The organism is Paraburkholderia caledonica NBRC 102488, from assembly GCF_000685095.1.
Lineage (GTDB): Bacteria > Pseudomonadota > Gammaproteobacteria > Burkholderiales > Burkholderiaceae > Paraburkholderia > Paraburkholderia caledonica.
Genome location: NZ_BAYE01000033.1, coordinates 1 through 18946 on the forward strand (window position 1 = coordinate 1; position 18946 = coordinate 18946).

Here is an 18946-nt window from a genome sequence, read left to right on the forward strand (position 1 = left end):
CAACAGTTCTTGATAAAACCTGAATCGTGATCCTGAGTCGAATACGGACGTGCGGATTGGGGCTGACTGCCGAAGTCCGCTCCGGCAAGTGCTGCCGACACCCGGTCGCCGACTGAACCGGCCGCTGCCTGCTGCGCGGCTGCCTGTTGTGCTGCGACCTGGGCCGGCGTCAGTATTCCCGCGATCTGGTTCGGCGGCGTTGGCGCTGTGTCCTTGACCTTCAGGCCCGGCTTGAAAATCGGCGATGCGAAGATAGCGTCTGTATCCGACTCAGCCTTAATTTGCCGCGACTGCTGATCGTTAATGAAGCCGTCGGCTGTGAGGGCCGGCGCAGCGTTCGTCGCATTCGGTGTTGCTCCCGTGGACGGCGCGCGCGCGGCGGCTGCCGCACGTGCCTCGGACGCAGCGGCCTTACGCGCCGATTGCATCTGGTCTTCAATTGTCTTGTCGAGATCCTGCGGATTGTTCGACTTGTCGACGACCTCGGCGGCCTTGGCTTTCTTCCGGAGCGCCGCTTCTTCGTCGACCTTCGCGCTCTCCTTGACCTGGTAGTAGAAGCCGAGCCCCGCAATCACAATAGCCGCGACCCCGCCCACCGCAAATAGCGCATTGCGAGGCGATTTACCCTCGAAGAGGCTTGCGCGCTGACTGTTCGGTTGGCCGTTCCGTTGGTTCATGGTCGTCCTCAGAATCCAAAGAGGCCCGGACGGCGACGCGTGATGGTCACTTCCTCGTTCGGTGCACGCAACACGATCTCGTTGGCAATCTCCTGCACAACGATGTACTGGCCACGGCGGATGAAGTTGGGGCTGACGTAGTCGCCATGGTCTTTCACGACGGGGACGGCAAAAGGCGCGTCGGCGGGCAAACGCAGCCATACCGCCTTGCCATCATCGAAGACGGTTTCAGGCTTGAAGGAAGCAGAGCCAGATACCTTGTAGTCAAAGTTCAGCTTGTCCGGCGAGACGCCGATTGGGCCGGAGTCCGTCTGCGTACCGGTGTCATCCCCTTGCCCGCCACGAGCGCCGCCGCTCGCCTGCTCCCGCGCCCGAACCTTAGCCATGACGGAGCCGGGATAGTTGAAACGCACCGTCTGATAAAACAGCCCACCCATCGGCGACGACACCAGCGTCATGTCGTATTCGCGCAGATTTGTCGTTAGATGCAACGTGTTGACGAGGCCCGGCTTAACCGGCTTGACGAAAACGTGGTTTTCGCCGTCCGTGTCGATAACCCACTGCACCGAATCGCCCATCGCAGGGTCGGTCGACAGGTGTTCTCCCCTCGCCAGCTCGATCGTCGTGTTCTTGAGCGGCGCAGTCATGACCCGGTAGATCTGGTCGCGGCTATAGGGAAACACGACCATCCGGGCATCGCCCGGCATGGTGATCGGGTCGGAACCGGCGTTATATGGATTCACCGGGCTCATCGGATCGCTCATTGCAGTGGCGATATCGAATGATGCGGCCGAACTGGGAGCGGCTTTCTTCGCGGCATACACAGACGGTGATACAGCTGCCGCGCATGCCAGAGCCACGCACCACGAAGCGAGCGAGCGGGAGACGATCATCATTGGGTCTTCTGGATCGAGAACAACGGATAGAACATTCCGAACGGGTTAGGCCCAAGAGCGTCTTCGGAGGTCGGCGGGATGATCTGGTAGCGGACCGTCAGGGCGTATTTCTGGACCACAGGTCGATCAGTGGGCGACTGCGTCGTACTGGTCGTGAACTCGACCACGCCCGTGGAGTCTTCAAGCAGCGCGACGTTGGTGACGCGCACTTCACGGACCAGCTTCGGGTTCAACGTAATGGCCTGAAAAGGCGCGTCGCTCTTGATCCAGTCGCCAAACTGATTGCGCGCGTTGCCGACCATCATGGCCTTGACGCCATTGATGTTCTTGGCCATCCGCGAAGTCTGGATGTTGTCGGTGAGAACCGGCTCAATCGTCCACCAGCGCTCCACGGATTCTCGCAGCGAAGTGCGTATTGCCTGGTCGTCCGGCTTATAGGCAGCCAACTGCGTGACAACCGCGTGGCCGTTGGCGTCGGACGAGACGCCGTATGCCTTGACGACGGAGGGGGGCGGATTGCGCGAATACACCGCTCCCGCTGCGATAACAGCGAGGATGAAGCAGAACGTCTTCCAATGATTTGCTTCAGTGCGCAGACGCGCGCCCATATCGAAGATGATCTTTTCAGGGTCGTCTTCTGAGTAACCGCCGGGCGCGGTTGAGAGAGCTATCTGCTTTTTGCTGCGGAATAAACGCATGACGGTCGATCCATTTGGGCCGACTCAATTGAATCAGCCTTGAGGAGAAGCGAGTCATGCAAAAGAGAGGCGATTTGCGACCGCTTTTCAGCGAGAGCATCGCCGCTTAGCCGGCTCAAGGTCCTAACCCGAAATGAAGCGCAAAAGCAGGTAGCTTTCGGTGTATTCGCCTTCCCAAAAACCGGTAGAGTCGTCCTACGCGCGTTTCACGCGTTCCACAGTAGCGACCGCAGCTTGCGGGGCTTCTTTGACCGCCCTCTTCCGAGTTTTCCTCTTTATCGTCCGGGACTTAGCTGCCCCTCGCAAGGCTGTGCGTACGGGAGCTCAAAAGAAAAGAGACCTGATCCGGCTCAAGGTCCTTTTACTGAAGTCGCAAGAAAAAAGCGGTTGCCGCGGAAACCACGTCCGATTATTACAGGATTCCAATCGATGTTTACGCTCGAAGAAACTCGTATCGATGACCGTGAAGCTGCAGCGAGACTTCATGAGAAACTACGCGAACAAAGAGCGCCGCTCCTCGCAATGGGTAAGTTCTATTTGTCGGTACTATCGCGAGGTCTCTGGCCGAGCCAACGAGCCATAGCAGCCGATCTTGATGTCTCGTTATCACAAATGTCTCGGATGGTTGCTGCAGCCAGACTGCCCGAAGCGGTGCTTCGTCTTTTTATTGGCCGGCCTCTCTCATTCCGGCACGCAGACACCCTTCGAAGGTTATCTGCACAGCTAGGGGAGACTGAGATGGTCCGTCGAAGCCGGTATGTCTCTGATGACTGTTCGTTGGAAGACGTTTTCTGCGTGCTGACCACGGGCCATCAAAAAGAGCAGAAGGGCGTGAGGTTGAGCCTCGTGCACGGACAAAAATATCTTCGTCTTGACGTGCCGGACTTCGACCAAGTGGCACCCCGCATAGCTCAACTGGAGCAGATCCTCAACCTTTTGCTCGCGACGCGTAATGGCAAGGGCTGGATCGGAGGCTTTGAAAGAACAAGGAAAAGCCGTGGTTGATTATTGGCTTCATCGTTGCGGGCACCGCGCACGCTAATCGGCCGCCATCTTGGCCCGAAGCCAAGCGGTGTACGCGGTTCTCTCCAATGCATTTTTGAACGTCCCGATGTCCTGCTGATACGTGTTGCCCTTTCCTCCTTGGGCCATGTATTCGGCAGCGAACTGCTGCTTTTCAGCCAAAGACAGAGCTTTGATCTTCTCCGACGTGCGTCGTGCTCTTTCGTCTGCCGATGTCTGATCGCCAGTGCCAGGTGCCGGTGCGAGAACCTCTTTCAGATGGTTTCGGAGAGGTTGAATATTCGAGCCCGGGGGTACGGCTAAAATCTTGGACTGGTTTACGCCGCAATTCCAAGACTCTGCCGGTATACCATGGGGCTGAGAGAGCCGAGCCAGACCTTGATCCGCGTTGCGTTGTACCACCGGATGTAAGATTCAAGGACCTCGACGAATTGATCAACGGTTGTAGCCCGCCAGTCACGAGGATAGAACATTTCCGTCTTGAGTCGCCCGAAGAAGCCTTCACAGGCTGCGTTATCGGGCGAGCATCCTTTGCGTGACATTGAGCGCACGAGCCTGGCATCGCGCATCGCGGAGGCACAGATGGGCATACCGCAATCCCGGCTTCGCGAGGCTCTTACCATTGATAAGGTGTTGCCCGCGGAGGTGAAACTGCTTTTCCCGGGTGACAGCCTGACTTTCGCGACCGCGAAAGAAATAATGAGGCTGATCGCGTTGCGAGGCCCAGAAAATGTTTGCGCGCTCGCCTCCGAGATCCGCCGTTCGGCGAGTAGGCCATTATCCCAAATGATACTGAACCGCCTTGCGGGTTTAGAGATGCCCGGCGCCGACGTTAGGGTCAGGAAAGCACCGAGAAGGAATTCAAAACGTCGCGTGATCGTTGAATTGCATCTTCTAAAGTCGGACGCTAAGAGCGTACCGGCGCTCGAGTTCATGATTGCGAGCTGAAGACAAGGCTTGGTGCTGAGCCAAGGCCAACCCTTTGACCTTTGTCGCCACGGTTAGAACGCCTCGAATATGTACTGGCGTACGCGGGGCCGTCACTTCATGGGAGCGCCGCGGCATGCCGCTTGAGCACCGCGTTGCAGTTGAAGCCGCGATGGGCATCGGGATCGCTGAAAAAGGATGCGAGGGGGATGCGGCGTGAACTGCGTGAAGCCGCTGCGCCACTCCCTCCCAAGTCCGAGGAATTTTTCCAGCAGAAACAGTCGGAGAGCCGACCTACCGACAGAAGCCGTCGGTGCCCAACTTCGTTAGGTCAATCTCCCGACGCCGCGATTTTGCGCGTAGCCATGACGTTTATGCTGTCCGCTCCAATACGTTCTTGAAGATTCCCATCTTGGGCTGGTAAGTGTTTCCCTTTCCTTCTTCGGCCATGTATTGGCCGACAAACTGTTGCTTCTCGGCCAGCGTCAACGATTTCATTTTCGCGGTCGTTTGACGTGAACGCTCTTCTCTTCTGCAGAGGTATCGTCATCGAGAGCCGTGGGACGGACTTGGTTTCCGAAATCGCCAGGAGATTGGGCTGACCGCTAATAAGCGCTTCCACGAGTAGGATCGTGCTATCTGTCACGACCAGACACCACGTCAACGGCGAATGGGGTTCGCATCAGCAAGCTAAAGGGCTGTTAACTCTCAGGCTATGCACCCCCGAAAATTGCGAATTCGAGCACTGCGGTGCACGCATAACAGCCGCAATTTTGCTCTTGCCGTGCAGCACGTACATGGAAAGTTAGGCAAGCGACGTATGACCTCTAAGTCGGCGTCAAACAAAGCGGTGAAACCAGCCGCAGGTTTTGCAGTATCAGCCGTCGTCGGAACGACTGTCCTACGCTGACAAGCCGTTCCCCTGAGAGCAGATCCACGCTCGGGTTAGCGCCCCTTGCCGTTCCGCGATCTATTGAATACATAGCCGGCGAATCCGTCCTTGAGATCCGGGTATTTCGCTATCATTGCATCCGACAAGTCCACACTGGGATCGAGGCCTAACCGCCGCAACGTCAGTTTTCCCGCCGGCGTCCCTTTATAGGTTCGTCGCCAGTCTTCCTGCTGCTTAATCGTCGCCCCTTCGTATGCTGCCCAACCGAGGCGGACTTCCTCGACCATTCGGTCTTGTGCGTGCACTTCTTGCGCAGCGATCCGCAAAGCCATACGTGTTTGGACCTGCTGCTTCTCTTGCAACTCGCGTTTCTCTGTCTGTGCAAGATTCTCTTGGATGTGCACCATCTGGCGTTCAGCGTCGGAAACAATCCACTGCTCTTTCAGAGCCTTCATGAAGAACCCGGCAGGGCTCTTCGAGATGTTGCCCAGCTTTAGGCTAAAACGCGTGCGCTCAATTGCCTGCTCCAGGCGTTCGTCGGTGTATTTGTCTCGATCTGCCGCGATCTGATTCAGCTGCGCGCTCGACAGTCCGAGTTCCTGCTTCAACGTCCTATATAGGGCTTGCGCCTGTTCATGCGTGTGCAAGACCCGCTCTGCCAACTCCTTGCGCTCAATGCGAAAGCGCAGGCGTCCGATCTTTCGGGAGCCGGGCTCATTGCGCGTCTCATAGGAAATGTTCAGGTCCGAAACTTCGTTGATTTGCTCCACGGCCGGCGCCAACCAGTCCCGCTTGAAATATTTGAACTCGTACGCCTTGGCGCCCATTGCTCCTTGCCACGAGCGAAGCTCCTCTAACTCGAGCCAATCGGTTATCCCATCATCCGCGTACGGCAACAGGTGATCGTACATCACTCGCGCGTAGCTGAGCGTGAACAGCGATGTTATACGCAGGCTTAGCCAGTGCGACTTCCCTGGCCCGCGTATTATCCCTATGAGGTCAGGCGGGACTCTGAACTGGAAGCGTCCGCCCTGATAAGAGATTCGACCGATTAACTGCACTGAGCCAAATGGCTTGCTTCCGTCGGCCTCTGGTGCAGTGGTGGCTTGTATCAACGCTCTTTGCGCTTCAGTGATAACTTGCTCAAGGTGCGCGTTGTTACGGCTTGAGTACCGCATGAGCCACTTAAAGTAGTCCAATTCAACGTCATACAGATCCCGGGGCTGCTCTTCCTGTGCGACGATGAAGTAGGCCGCGTCAATTAAGCGCCGAGCCGCCACCCCAAGATCGATGATGCGTATGAGAACGTTCTTTCGAGCAAATCCAACGTCTGAGCGGGCGGCGTCGAGCGGCAAGTCCTCAGCGCTTGCATCGTCGAATAAGGCCAGTGCTAGTTGCCTAGACGTGGCCACTTGCCCTGCAATCGCCATTCGGCCTCCCGGTCGTTGTTCTCTTGTTGCCACGGAACGGTACGGTACCGACACCAAGGTGCGGTGTCAACACAGATGACCTCACCTTGCGGCATCTGAAATCACAGTAAGCCTCACCTTAAATAAATCTGCGCTCAAAGTACCTCACCTTGCTGCGCTGGCGAACCTCACCTTCGCGCCCAAGCCGTCTCACCTTTCCCGCCAATTGACCTCACCTGTCGGCTCAATCCACAGCACCTTCGGCACAGAACACCTCACCTCAGAAAGATAAGCTGTTGAATCTTAAGCCTTTGGTGTACCTGTTGGTGGTCGGTTGGTTTTCTTTTTTTCTAAAAATACAAACAACCGAGTGTGGAGGACCAAGACGTCGGACAGAATCACGAGGTGGCGGCCGAGATCACTTGCTGTCAAGCCGGGACCCCGTTCGACGATTGAAAGGCGACAGAGGCCCCTTTAAGAACAGCGAGACGTCAATAGCGCCTGTCCGAGCAGCTCGGGAAAGGTGAGGTGATTTGTGCAGCGGGGTGAAAAGACGCGCGCTCGGGGCCGTTTTGGCGTCAGTAAGGTGAGGTTTTTTGTGGTAGCTGATGGACTGAAATGCAATGCACCGAGCGGCTATGGTCGGAATTTTCGCGCCTAAATGAGCTAAGTGTCTGAAACTTATGGCCTTGCGGGTGCCGATTGCGTCCGCCTCGGCAAGGCGTTGGTGTAGCTATTCTTCGGTGTCGCAGGTATTCTACGGTTCGGCGCTATTTGATTATCAAACCGTATAAACATCCGGTGAGCGTGCAGAAAACACCTCACCGTCAAATTTAAAAAAGGAAACGCTAATGAACCTCAGCGAGTTGCCTGGCATTGACCGAAGCGTCAAGCTCTCTCACCTTGGAGAGTTCGCTGAACGCCTGTCGGTCATGACGAATGAACTGCGCGATCAGATACTAGCGCCGCGTCCGCGAAAGACACCTCCCTCATTTACTATCGGCGAGCTGTCGGAGCTGTGCGGGATCGATCGCCAGAAGATTAACTATCTGGCGACGAAAGAAGGTGGCGATCTACCGCCCGGCGAAACGCCTGGGACCGGTCGAGCACGAATATTTTCGCTGAAGGACGTACGCAAATGGGTTCAGCAGGTATCTGACATCTACCAAACTCCTTTGGTTACCGGCACGCGCGAGCACCAGGGACGTGTTTTGATAACGGCCAACTTCAAGGGCGGTTCCTGTAAGACAACAACGACCATGTGTATCGGACAGGGCCTCAGTCTACGTGGTCGGAAAGTACTGGTGATCGACCTCGACCCGCAGGCGTCACTCTCAGAACTGTGTGGTCTATACGCGGAAAAAGATGTGACTTGGGAAGACACTGTGCTGCCATACATCTATGACCCAAATATCGAAGGCGGGCTGGGTGCCAAGGTGCAAAGCACGTATTGGGACGGACTCGACGTTATCCCGGCACATAACTATTTGCACGACGCGGAGTTCCATCTTCCCACGGCACAAAAGACTAGCCCGGGTTTCGAATTCTGGTCTGTTCTTCGGAAGGGTATCGAGCCTCTGCGATCCCACTACGACTACATCATCTTGGACACGGCACCCTCTCTTTCGTACATGACGCTCAATGGCTTAATGGCGGCGGATTCGATGGTGATGCCTTTGGTGCCAGAAAGCTTGGACTTTATTTCGTCAGTATCTTTTTGGTCGCTGTTTGCCGAGGTCGCCAACGGCTTTGTTGAGCATGAGGTCGACAAGACCTATGACTTCATTTCGGTGCTTCTATCGCGTGTGGATTATGGCACGACGTCCTCCGCGCCGGTGGTGCGTTCGTGGGCGCAACGTGCATACGGGGATTGGCTACACACTACGGAGGTTCCGGCTAGTTCGGTGATGAGTAACGGTGCGCTGGCGTTTTCCACCGTGTTCGACTTGTCGCGAGCCGATTCCGTTGCCAAGACCTTGGCGCGTGTTAAGTCACCGCTCATGGAGTACTGCAAATGGATCGACGACCAATACGTTGCGCAATGGAGGGCCGGGCAATGAGCAACTTACGTGACCGCATGATGAGCAAGACAGCAGAGGTCCGAGCAGCGAAAGACATTAAGATTGAGCAACAGGACAAGCCGTCTAGCCCGCGCACGGCGCCCGGAATGGCCGGCGCGTTAGCTGCCGCACAGCAGCGCATCGTCGAACTAGAGAAATCAGGTGCGTCTTCTGAACTCCCAGTTGGCGATATTGTGCCGAACCCTTGGCAGCCTAGACAGGTCTTCAACGAAGCAAAGCTTACGCAGCTTGCGGAATCAATACGAGAGGCAGGGCTTGTCCAGCCCATTGTGGTTCGACGTGCTACGAACGGCTACCAGATCGTGGCTGGCGAGCGACGTTGGCGAGCGCACAAGATGATCGGCAAGCAGTCGATCAAGGTTGTCATCATCGACCTCTCCGACGAAGAGATGGCGATGCTGGCTCTGGTCGAAAATGTCGCGCGGGAGGATCTGTCCGACTATGAAGTGGCGCGTTCCATTCGGCGGGCGGAAACCGAGTTTCCGAACCGGAAGCGTATGGCGGAGGCGCTGGGGATGTCTCGGTCCGAGTTGTATCGGTTCCTTGCTTTCGGCGAGTTGCCGGATTTCATCACCCAGGATCTAGACGTTCAGCCACGACTGATGGGGGCGCACGCAGCCGAAGGCGTCGTATCGGCACTGCGTAACAAAAACGGTCGTGCGTTCGAGATCGCGCGGACCCTTTGGAAGAAAGTTGTGAGCGGCGAGCTCGACCAGACCAAGCTTGCACGGTCGATCAAAGCACAGATAGACGGGGACGGTAGACCGTCCGTCGGAGTGACTGATAGAACCATCGAGAAGATTTTTTCAGGGAAGAATCAAGCGGGGTCCATTACCAAAGATGCGGTTGGGTTTACCGTCAAAATCAAGGCGGGCATGATGTCGACTGATAAGGAGCGGAAGATTCGGGCGCTTATCTCGGAACTTTTCTCGAATGCTCAAGGCGGTCTTGAGTGACTGCCGCTGCGTCCGCTGGAGGTACCGAGCGCGCGAAGGCTCCGTCCATCGCGCCGCGCGCGGCCCAATGCTTACAGACGTGTCCCCAGTGGGGACACGTCGGCCGTACGTGAGGCAGCTAACTAGCGACCAGAAAAAAAGCTTGCCCCGGCTGTCGCAATCGTTGGCACTTTTTGCAGGGCTATGGCAGTCGAGCCGTCGTGCGGCGCCGGATTTGCAGTGCATGCGACGCAGGCCGGCGTTGTCGCCAAAAAGGCGCTCGTGTCCCCAGTGGGGACACGGCCTCGCCGGCAATTGGCTGGAAGCTCTCGGTGGGATTGCGTCAGAGGCGGCTCGTTCCCGTCGGTGCACGCGCACATCCTCCTCACAGCTGCGGTGTCCGACGTATCGCAGGCAGGCCGCCTATTTCGTAACAGATGCGAAGTCCGCGCGCGCTCGATAAGATGAGCCGACTAGATGAGGGACAGAAAACCTCCAGATCGTTTTATCCCCGCAAACAGAAAGTGCGGACGACCTGTCGCCGACTGCAGTCTATCCCTATTCTCCGCACCAAGCTCGGCGTTCATCGAGAGCCGGGCCGACGCTACGTGCAAGCGTTGGCACCGCCAGCTGCGGCCGCGCGCCGTTTAGCGAAGGAAACTTACCCCCGGCGCCGGATCCGCCTTTCGATTCGCGCGCCCCTAGTTGCCGTGTATTGCCTATCCAGACCGGTCCGAAGTCACCGCAAGTTCGGCTCCTCCCTCTCCGCTTCCTTCCTCCGCCTCTGTCTATCGCGCTATTGGTCAGCCCGTTTGGCAGCGGAGTGCGGCGCGCAACGAGGTTTCATTCGCGCGGCTTTCCGGTCGCGGATCCGTGCCTTCACCGAAACAAGGTCCGCGCGTGCTGGCGGCGTTCGCGCCACGTTAAAGTTGAGTTGAACGGTCTTGGCCTTGAGGCAAAGCTCTCGCTATTACCGCCACCCACTGCGCCGGGAAGCGCGTCAGTGGTATGCGCACCCGTAATTGCCGCAGCATCGACACGGATAACGGTACGGGGCTTTGTTAAGGCGGCCGTCTCTGGCCGACGGCGAGCGTCACCAGCGCTTCTGCGCGTCAGTTCGGTCTTGGTCGGTTTTGCGGCGTGGGCAACAATTACGATGGTTCTGAGCAAGAACGGACGCCGATCTGGGTACTGCTCGACGACACCGCCCGTATAAGCGGCGATGTTCAAGTAGATACTTGCCAGCCGCAGTGCCTTCGCGCGAGCGGGGCACTGCGTTCGTCGCCCTTGGGGTGCAGCGGTCGGATGCCGTAACGTTCTGCCTGAGTGCAACGATAGCGCTGACTTCCTAAATGTTCAGTAACAGTCCCGCGCGGTGCAGTGCGGCCCACGCAACGGCCACTGCAACTGCTATACGCGTTGGCGCCGGAAAGGCTGGAGGCTGGAAACGACGTCGCGACGACCGACACATTGCGAGTAACCTGTGCTGGACGTGCAGGAGCGTTTGGGTGCGACGCTTGACTCTTCCTGACCCGCTAGGTGGGCGCGCCAGCTAACGGCCCAGTGTCACCCCCGCAGACGATCGAAATTCACATATCCCGGGAGCTAGTACCGCGGTGCCGATCTCCCCGGGCAGAACAGGAGGGTGGACTGTACCGGCCTGCAAGCTGGCGGCTTGGGCACAAAGCTTCGCAGCGAAGATATGACTGAGGTCTCCTCCGCAAAGCGATCCGCCTGGCTAGCGCCAGTCGGCGGGGCGTCGGGCACGTTAGCTGACGCCATAGCAGACAGCGACCAGTGGTGCCGTCGCGAGGCCCGCCGGGCAGTGGCGAACGACGGGCCGCCAACCTACCGCTCTCGCACGGCAGTGTTGCGAATGTCGCCCGGCCTCAAGCTTGCCGCCGCAGCGTCTACCAGACGTACTCATTCGACGCGACAGCGGAACATCGGAGACGCGGATTAGGCTGCCGTGCGCGTTCGCGAGTTTGTTACGCCCGCAGATTTGGCCGCACGGCGACTGCCGCGCTGTGAGGTCGCACACAGTCATCCCGACTGGCACCCACGACGCGTCGTCCCACTCACCGATGACGCATCGAAGGCTTCGGCGCGGGGGATCCGCCCGGAGCCGATAAAAATGCATCAAATCCCGTTGCTCGTTGCGTCCGGAGGTTGTCTGTCACATCGCTGCAGTCAGAAAGGGGAGCCGATGGCGCCCCAGCCACCACAATGATCGCGTGCTGGCGCCGAAGCTGACCCATGCCAAGAAGAAATGATGGCATGTTCGAGCGCCCGTCAAGCCGAGGGGCGACGGATGCGTCCGAAGTTATCTAGGACGACTAATGAATGCGTCATGAAGGGAATCGCAGTGGAATCGCCCGTGAAACAACGCGGCAGTGCTTGGGCTTTTTGCCAAGTCCTTGTTCGGGCAGAACTATTTACCTTCGCTCGTACAATGTTTCACGGCAAATTGATCGGTCTGGGAGCTGGTGACGTGCAATTTGAGCGCAGATACGGGGCGCTGCAGCGATTCCAGCTCATCGGCCGCTCCGTTTGTAATGTTTGATACGTTTTTAGTGTATCTTTTACGTAAAACGCGGCAACATTCGCGCTTGGGCACTGCGCGACCGCCTTATCAAACATTTGGCGCTGCAGCGCCGGTTCTTAGAGCTAACTAGCGCTGTACTCATTCGGCAACCGGACGGCGGCTTGGATGATGCCCAAGGTGCCCGGACGGTTCACAGCTTCAGCGAGAGACCAACTTGGGACTCAGCGCACAGAGAACCGGAGGAGGCTGCCGACAATAATAAAAACGTGTCGCTTACCGTGCCGGAGGAGCAGGGCAAATTTTTGGTGAAGCCTTTTACCAAACGCAACTAACGGTCAGTTCGCTTCGAGTCCCCGCAGCCAATCAACCGCATGCTTGCAACGGTGGGGACATGTGAGAGATGTTCTTCGATGAACCGGTATGGAGCCGAACACGTATTAAATCTGTCCCTATTGCGTCATTAAATCTGTCACCTCGCGTCAGCGCCCTAGAAGTGCAACTAACCGTCATTCGCGCCAAACCCCTTCCACTGGCTTCGCCATAAACCGTTCGTCAAAAGAGAGGGCGGTCTGCACCCCGCGGACGGCACCGAAACGCGGCGATTACCCGTTCGACCCACCCGAGGCATCCCTGCCGAGTCGCAGACGCATCCGATCCTGGATCGCGAGACGGTCCTGCCGTCGCATCGCCGGCGTCGTCGAACGGACCGGAGGAGCCCATAGCAGAAGTGGGAACGACACCAGACGCAGCGGAATGGCGCTTCGATCACGCTGCTGTTGATAATGAACGGACTCTGCCGTCGGCACTGCAGACATGCGTCCGAAGTTCTTGCCGATGGGCCGCACAGCGATGTTCCTCTGCAAGCTGATGCAGCACGCTATGGTAGCCGTGAGCCGCGCATTGCCGGCAATACCTGAAAGCCGCGTGGTACCGATCGCCCGACGTCCTGCCGAGCAACGATGTGCGCAACATGTTCACAGGTAGTCCCAGCAGTCGGCGAAGTTGATTGGGGTCGAGCGCGCTTCGCAGCGGGATCATCCCTTCACGGGGATCAGCGTCGGGACACATCGTGCGCATCAGCACATCGCCAGGCAGTGCGTTGGCGCAGGCGAATTTCCACAGAATCGAGACGAGGGATTCGCCTGGCAAGAGCCAATGAGGGTTGAACCCGCGGCCCGGCGTCCGCCCGTGCTGCCATTCGTCAAATGTCAGAATAGGGAAGCGCACTGCCTCGAGCACTTCGCAGCTAGGCTGTTGCGAGCACGCGTCCGGTTGCATGGCGGGACTGGATATAGCCGCAATGATGAACAGCGTGGGTCCACAAAGCTGGCTCGGGGCTGTAACCCGGCGCATCCTTGATCTCGCTTTCCTTGAGGACGATCTCGACGGCGCGGACGAACGACTCCATCGGCAAATCGAGGTTGCCGGGCAAGCTCGCTTTATGATGTGCAGCCTCGAACGTCTGCCATAACTGGCGGGCGTCACTCACCAGGCGATAGCCGGCGTCAAACGCCTCCGGTACGTAAAAGCGTGTGAAGCTCCAGGGTGTGCCCTCCGGGTAGGCCGTCTGATCGTAACCATTCAGGCACGTGGCGACATCCTGGGCATTCCGGATACCGTAAAACGCGAGTTCGTCGACCATGAGGCGCGCAACGATCTGCGTCTTGCCTGCAAGCTGCAATGCGGTCTTCTGCGCAAGCAGTTCCTCCTGGCCGACGAGAAACGTGAAGAGCTTGATCTGTTGGCGATCAAGGACGTCATGCACGTCTCGCAGCCACTCGTATTCGTTTTCGTTGAACCGCTGGGCTTCGTCACAGAACAGGATCACAGCGTTACTTCCTGAGCGCGCGGCCGCCTCGCGAATTCGCAATGACAGGCGCGAGCGTTTGGCCGAACTGGTGCCGGCGTTCGGTGCATGATCGCCCACCGCCTCCAGCAAGTTTGCGAAGAAGGGCCCTTCTGCATGCCATGGTTTGTGCTCGCACTGGGCATGGTAGGTGGTGATCTTCGGGTACTCGCGGGCGAGGAGCAGCCGCACGTACTCGATGGCGCGGGTTTTACCAACCCGCGGTGGCCCATAGATGAGCGCGCCCATGATGCGGTAGCGCAGGCAGCGCGTGGCGAGTTCATAGAACACCTCGATCGCTGGTGTGGCAAGACGATAGTTGCCGGTAACGAGAGGGTGCAGGGATGGATCGACCGGACGCGGAATCTTAAGCGACATGACTCACCTCGCAAGTTGAACATCAGAGTTAAAACACCTGGCCGGTGCCGATCGAGAGCTTGCGCGGTCGTACCGCCACGCGCGATGACAGCTCGACGATCGTGGCCATTTGAGCTTCCATCGTTGGCGCCGTGTCCGGTGTGGCGGAATCTGTCCCGGACGGGCGGGGCGGACCGACCGGCGTGCGTACGGTCGGCGCCGATGCGAGCAATTGCTTCGCGTGGGCCAGCTCTGTCGCCGCCTTGCGGGTCTTCTTTGCCTGCCTCATCTTCTCGTCGACGTAGGCTTCAATCGGATTGGGAGCGAGGTTGGCGTTGCGTCGCCGCCGGCCCGGTTGCCGGAGAATCTGTTGTCGCAGCTTGAGGTTGTGAGGCACAACCCGCCACGCGCCTTGCGCCTCGAGTACGCCGAGTTCCATGCCGTCGGCCAGGAACGCGCGCACGGAGCACAGATCGTCGGCGTTCATGTAGATCAGTAGATGCTGCCCGATCAGGTGAGTACTGGTCGCGAGCACACGGTTGGGGTAGCGCACGCCAAAAAGGTTGATGTGCGGACGCACCCCCTGATTGAGGTAGACACGCACGCGACACTGCCGTGCCGATTGCATCAGGCAGAGCGTCCTGCGCTTATCCTCTGCTAACCAGACCAGCATGGCTTGCCTGCCGCGCACGAAGTACTCCATAGCTTCCAGTGGCGTGGCGTTGTTGAGCCCGCGGTGCGGTGTGCCGTTGTAGCCTGAGATGGCGAACTCGACCAGTTCCACCAGTTCATCAAGTGACACATAGAGACGCAAATCTCCCTTGGGATCCGCGAGCGACCGGCGAAGGTCGCGAATGTGCGAACCGGTGTATCCCGGCAAACGTGAAGACAGTCGACTGGCGATCGTGCCGAAGAATCGCTCGATGTAGGGGCGTTCGTCGGGGCTGTGTTTCGGACCGGCGTCAGCCCAGGCAGCCGACGAATTCGCACAATGCCGTCAACGTCTCGTTAGCGAGATTCGCTTTTGCGTTGTCGAGCTTGATCCACTCCCAGGTCACATAGGCCAGTTCGGGCATCTGGCCTGAGGGGAAACCGTCGTGCGGTCCGTACGCCAGGCCTGGTATCGTGAACGTGCGCGGGCAATGGGGCGTGAGGGCGTTCTCGATGGTCTTGATGACGTCGTAGCGGCTGAATTCTTTGGCTAAAGCGATGTGGTATCCGATCACGGCACGCGTGCAAACGTCGATGATCACCAGCAGCCATACTCTTTCCATCTCGAATTCATGCGCGAAGCCGAGTGGATCGTGCACGACCACCTTGAGACGGACGTCCAGCCGGTGGCCATCGAACTCGACGACCTGATATGGCCGGACCGCCGCGGGTGGACCGGAGTCGTCAACACGCGGCAGGCCTTTGAGATGCGTGGCGCCCGCAGAACGGGCAGCCGAGCCGAAGCTTCGCAGCATCTCCGCCTTCACCCGTCGCGAAAGTGAGCGGATCGCATGGTCTGCCGTGTTCAGCGGGTAGTCGGCCGCCGTCAACCCGACCGACCGGCATTGACGCAGAAAATTGTCGTGCAGCGATTCCAGACCGCGCAGCCGCGTGCGCAGGTGCCCATCAGTATGGATCTGTTCAAGCCATACCTTGCGTTGCTTCACCTGAAGCAACAGCCAGCCTGTCAGCGTCGGATAGCGTTCGAGCAATTGCGCGAACGCACCGGCCGCCCCACGCCCTACCGCGCTCGCCCCGGACCCGCACATCTTGTACTCGTCCATACTCGGCGACGCGCACGTAGTGGATGAGTGCCCGGAAGCCGAAAGGGCGGCCGTCAGGATGAACTGTCTGGGCACGTTCAAGCCAGCGGTACAACTGGCGACGATTGAAGTGTGTCGATTTCTCAATGGCCCTGATGGGCTCACCAGCGATATAGCGCAATATGGCCTGCCGGCGCGCCTCGAACTTGCAGCGGGCTGGTTCGTCGAATCCGGTATAGGCGACAGTGGGCCATGCGTTCAGATCAATCGCCTGTAACTCCGGCTTGCGGCGGCTCATTATGTCGCCTCCGCAGCGGTGAAAGTAGTAAGTAGCGACAAAGGTTGCGTGTGAAGCTCCGGAGCGTTGACGCGGCCCATGTGCAGAAGGCCGAACGGGGAAGCGCGAACGATCACCGGGTCGCCGGTCAGGAACTCGCGCTCGATATCGAGCAGTCGCCGGGGTTCGTCCAGGAACTGCATGATGGCTGGTGGTAACGTCGCCGGCACGAGGCCCCGGTTCCCAACAAGGTAGGGCAGGATGCGCTGCCAGTTATCCGTCCACGCACGTGCCGCGGCGAGCTCAGCAGATGTGACAAACCGGATATCTGCGGTGCAAGTGTCAAGCTCCGCCCGTGACGCGTCTACGAATGCCCCAAGCAATCCGCTTAGTACAACCAACTCATCGCGATCAACGTAGCGCACCCAGAAATCGGCAAGGTGACGGTCTTCGTTGATCAGCACATAGGCCGGCCGCTCGCAGAAGGTGATCACCTTCGGGTTCGCTTCGAGCAGTAACCATTGCTCAAGCAACGCACGACGGTAGAACATGACGCGGCGCGCGAGCTTGGGGCTGAAGGCTTCGAACCGGTGTGCACCGCGTGGACGGGCAAGTGCGATCGGCCAGGTTACGTGAAGGGTATCGGCCATGAGCTCAGCCTCCTACAGTCGGGATTCGAAGTGTAGGAGGCGAGTTGGCAAATTTAATACGGACATATGCGAGTTGACACTTTCATGCCGATTCGAAGGGAAATAAAAATGTCAACTCGCGGACGTTCTGGCCCGCGGTTACTGGCGAGGGCCGGTGACAGATTTATTACGTCCTACGCCAGTCACTATGCGTCGGTTTGCCACCGCGACCGCGGCGGCGCAGTCCGGGGGGCGCGGGACGCATTGCCAACCGAAAATGCGCCGGAGCTCCTGGCGTCCCAGGTAAAAACCGGCGACGAAATATTGACGGATGCCGTCGCGTGTTACAAGGCGATCAAACGATATGTCATGCATCGCATCGGAAACAGACATCGCGCCTGCCTCGTCACAGCGGCCCGTCATCTAGTGTGGCGGCTCGATGCACGCACAACGACACCTTCCTGTCCGGTAGCACAGGCAGTGCTCCGGTGGCGGTCCAAATGGGAGGGCGTAACTGTACCTTCTCATCTGCAGGTCAAAGGCGAGCATGGATTCCTCGGCGTCCTTGTCTGGCTCTCGCTATTCGCGCCGGTTGGCTTGGCCAAGTGGAGCAGGGCGACCGACCTCTGGGTGATTCTGCACATTTTGGCTCAGGCGTGTCTTGACAGCTTTGCCTGCTATCTGAACGAGGCCGCAGACGCGGTATCCATGTCGGGACCAGTATGGATGCCGTTTCCCGTGTTGGACTTTCCGGAGTGTGAATGGGTGGTGCTAGGCGGAGATCCCGAGGGGAACCGGCTCCGGCTTGTGATTGCCCCGGCTCCCGTCAGTCTGACTACAAAAACAGGAGAACTACAGGTCGGTGAGAGACATTACCAGCAACATTCGACTATTCTGAACCAGGATTCAGCTCCGAACGAATGGCCGGCCGTGCCAGGGGGGCGCATGCGCGCAGCGAATTTCAACAGCGCCCGTAAATCGACTGACCCGTTGTCCGTGGATCGCAAAGGGAGCATCGGTGCGACGGCGATGGCCCTTGCGGTCTTCGCAGCATCGGATGAGGAATAGTGATCCTTGCCATGCAAGGCTGATTGCGACACCATCGCCACGGCGTACATAGCGGACTATGGATGCCACGCGAAGTGCGGCGCAACAGCTCCGGCATCAGGCGAGGAGGGCGATTAGGTCTGATGGGTGAGACTGCAGGGAAACGCTGACCAGCTTTTTAGGGCGACGCGTGGAAGAAGTCGTCATCGACTTAGCTGAGTCCATCGAATAGTTTCCGACGTGCGTGCAAGTCGCTACTCGGGGCTTTTTAACGCCCATCGACCCGGCAATGTCAAGATGAACCCAGATACGCCCTCATGAAGTCGGACCGCCTGCGCTGTTCACGCAAAAAGGCCGGTACTTCGATATGCCTGGACCGTAGCGTCGAAGACCGATACGTCGCCGCGTCCGCGAGCGACCAGTTGAGCGCCTTCAATAGCCGCGAAAATTGCAAGTGCGTGGCGCTTAATAGACTCGGGATCCCTTCCGTCTTCCCTGAAAGACAAAACCTTACAAAGCCAGTCGACGTTTACCTCGGTGAAGCGATCGACTTCTACCCGAACTTCGGCGGGAAGGTCATGGTGCTCTGCCGCCATGATGCCGCAAAGACACATTCGATTGTCTTCCACGAGTGCTGAACGGAAGACGCTCGCATAGCGCTTCAGCGTTTGCTGCTCGTTATCAAAGCTTTCCAGTAGGTCATGCAGCAATGTGACCGCTGCCTCGGTGTACTGGCGCGCTAAAGCCGCGCCTAGATCACCCTTTGTAGGATAGTGGTGATGGACGCCTGCGCTCTTTATTCCCACCTCTTTGGCGATATCCCGGAAACTCAGTGCGTTGTATCCACGCGCCTGAACCATGCGTCGAGCGGCGGCAAGGATGCGCTGTTTGGTGTCCGTTGTCATTTGAAAACTATAACACGCTACCTATCGATACGTAAGTGTTGACACCGC

General features: G+C 58.3%; 13 protein-coding genes and 3 pseudogenes. 6 read left to right on the plus strand and 10 right to left on the minus strand.

Annotation, left to right across the window (positions count from 1 at the left end; translation table 11 throughout):
* The 3 genes and pseudogenes from BCA01S_RS31685 to BCA01S_RS31695 all read right to left on the minus strand — a co-directional run.
* Positions 1-677, minus strand: a pseudogene (locus BCA01S_RS31685) (TraB/TrbI/VirB10 family type IV secretion system protein); the annotation flags it as partial.
* A gap of 8 nt (positions 678-685) precedes the next feature.
* Positions 686-1570 (minus strand): TrbG/VirB9 family P-type conjugative transfer protein, encoded by an 885-nt coding sequence (locus tag BCA01S_RS31690; protein WP_027780335.1) that lies wholly within the window; start codon positions 1568-1570, stop codon positions 686-688.
* The gene (locus tag BCA01S_RS31695; protein ID WP_027780336.1) at positions 1570-2271 is read right to left on the minus strand and encodes a VirB8 family type IV secretion system protein; all 702 of its coding nucleotides are present in this window, start codon (positions 2269-2271) and stop codon (positions 1570-1572) included. Before BCA01S_RS31695 ends, BCA01S_RS31690 begins: the two co-directional genes overlap by 1 nt.
* Before the next feature lie 429 nt (positions 2272-2700).
* Here BCA01S_RS31695 and BCA01S_RS31700 point away from each other — a divergent pair, with 429 nt between their 5' ends.
* Positions 2701-3276 (plus strand): hypothetical protein, encoded by a 576-nt coding sequence (locus BCA01S_RS31700; RefSeq protein WP_027780337.1) that lies wholly within the window; start codon positions 2701-2703, stop codon positions 3274-3276.
* A gap of 335 nt (positions 3277-3611) precedes the next feature.
* On the opposite strand, the pseudogene BCA01S_RS37570 reads toward BCA01S_RS31700, so the two are convergent.
* Positions 3612-3857, minus strand: a pseudogene (locus tag BCA01S_RS37570) (IS3 family transposase); the annotation flags it as partial.
* Here BCA01S_RS37570 and BCA01S_RS31715 point away from each other — a divergent pair.
* Positions 3775-4242 (plus strand): hypothetical protein, encoded by a 468-nt coding sequence (locus tag BCA01S_RS31715; protein ID WP_169740551.1) that lies wholly within the window; start codon positions 3775-3777, stop codon positions 4240-4242. The pseudogene BCA01S_RS37570 and the gene BCA01S_RS31715 sit on opposite strands and share 83 nt — an antisense overlap.
* 351 nt (positions 4243-4593) lie before the next feature.
* Here the strand turns inward: BCA01S_RS31715 and BCA01S_RS39305 are convergent, their stop codons facing one another.
* Complete coding sequence (locus BCA01S_RS39305) at positions 4594-4719, minus strand: hypothetical protein (RefSeq protein ID WP_255218491.1); 126 nt, start codon at positions 4717-4719, stop codon at positions 4594-4596.
* A gap of 447 nt (positions 4720-5166) precedes the next feature.
* Complete coding sequence (locus BCA01S_RS31725) at positions 5167-6543, minus strand: replication initiation protein (RefSeq protein WP_027780339.1); 1377 nt, start codon at positions 6541-6543, stop codon at positions 5167-5169.
* 830 nt (positions 6544-7373) lie between these two features.
* Here BCA01S_RS31725 and BCA01S_RS31730 point away from each other — a divergent pair.
* From BCA01S_RS31730 to BCA01S_RS38230, 3 genes are all read left to right on the plus strand, one after another.
* Positions 7374-8582 (plus strand): AAA family ATPase, encoded by a 1209-nt coding sequence (locus tag BCA01S_RS31730; RefSeq protein ID WP_027780340.1) that lies wholly within the window; start codon positions 7374-7376, stop codon positions 8580-8582.
* Positions 8579-9559, plus strand: coding sequence for a ParB/RepB/Spo0J family partition protein (locus BCA01S_RS31735; RefSeq protein WP_027780341.1), 981 nt, complete (start codon positions 8579-8581; stop codon positions 9557-9559). The genes BCA01S_RS31730 and BCA01S_RS31735 overlap by 4 nt, the downstream gene beginning before the upstream one ends.
* Before the next feature lie 2329 nt (positions 9560-11888).
* Positions 11889-12101 (plus strand): hypothetical protein, encoded by a 213-nt coding sequence (locus BCA01S_RS38230; RefSeq protein ID WP_027780342.1) that lies wholly within the window; start codon positions 11889-11891, stop codon positions 12099-12101.
* Positions 12102-13329: 1228 nt separating this feature from the next.
* Here BCA01S_RS38230 and BCA01S_RS31745 read toward each other — a convergent pair.
* The 3 genes and pseudogenes from BCA01S_RS31745 to BCA01S_RS31755 form a co-directional block, all read right to left on the minus strand.
* The gene (locus BCA01S_RS31745) at positions 13330-14307 is read right to left on the minus strand and encodes an AAA family ATPase (RefSeq protein ID WP_027780343.1); all 978 of its coding nucleotides are present in this window, start codon (positions 14305-14307) and stop codon (positions 13330-13332) included.
* A 28-nt stretch (positions 14308-14335) separates the two neighbouring features.
* Positions 14336-16338: pseudogene (locus BCA01S_RS35785) on the minus strand (TnsB C-terminal domain-containing protein).
* Positions 16338-16967 (minus strand): hypothetical protein, encoded by a 630-nt coding sequence (locus tag BCA01S_RS31755; protein ID WP_027780344.1) that lies wholly within the window; start codon positions 16965-16967, stop codon positions 16338-16340. Before BCA01S_RS31755 ends, BCA01S_RS35785 begins: the two are co-directional and overlap by 1 nt.
* A 243-nt stretch (positions 16968-17210) precedes the next feature.
* Between BCA01S_RS31755 and BCA01S_RS31760 the strand changes: the two genes are divergently transcribed.
* On the plus strand, positions 17211-18014 hold the full coding sequence (locus BCA01S_RS31760) for a hypothetical protein (protein WP_156955132.1): 804 nt from the start codon (positions 17211-17213) through the stop codon (positions 18012-18014).
* A gap of 320 nt (positions 18015-18334) precedes the next feature.
* On the opposite strand, the gene BCA01S_RS31765 is transcribed toward BCA01S_RS31760, so the two are convergent.
* Complete coding sequence (locus tag BCA01S_RS31765; RefSeq protein WP_027780346.1) at positions 18335-18898, minus strand: TetR/AcrR family transcriptional regulator; 564 nt, start codon at positions 18896-18898, stop codon at positions 18335-18337.
* Positions 18899-18946: the final 48 nt, after the last annotated feature.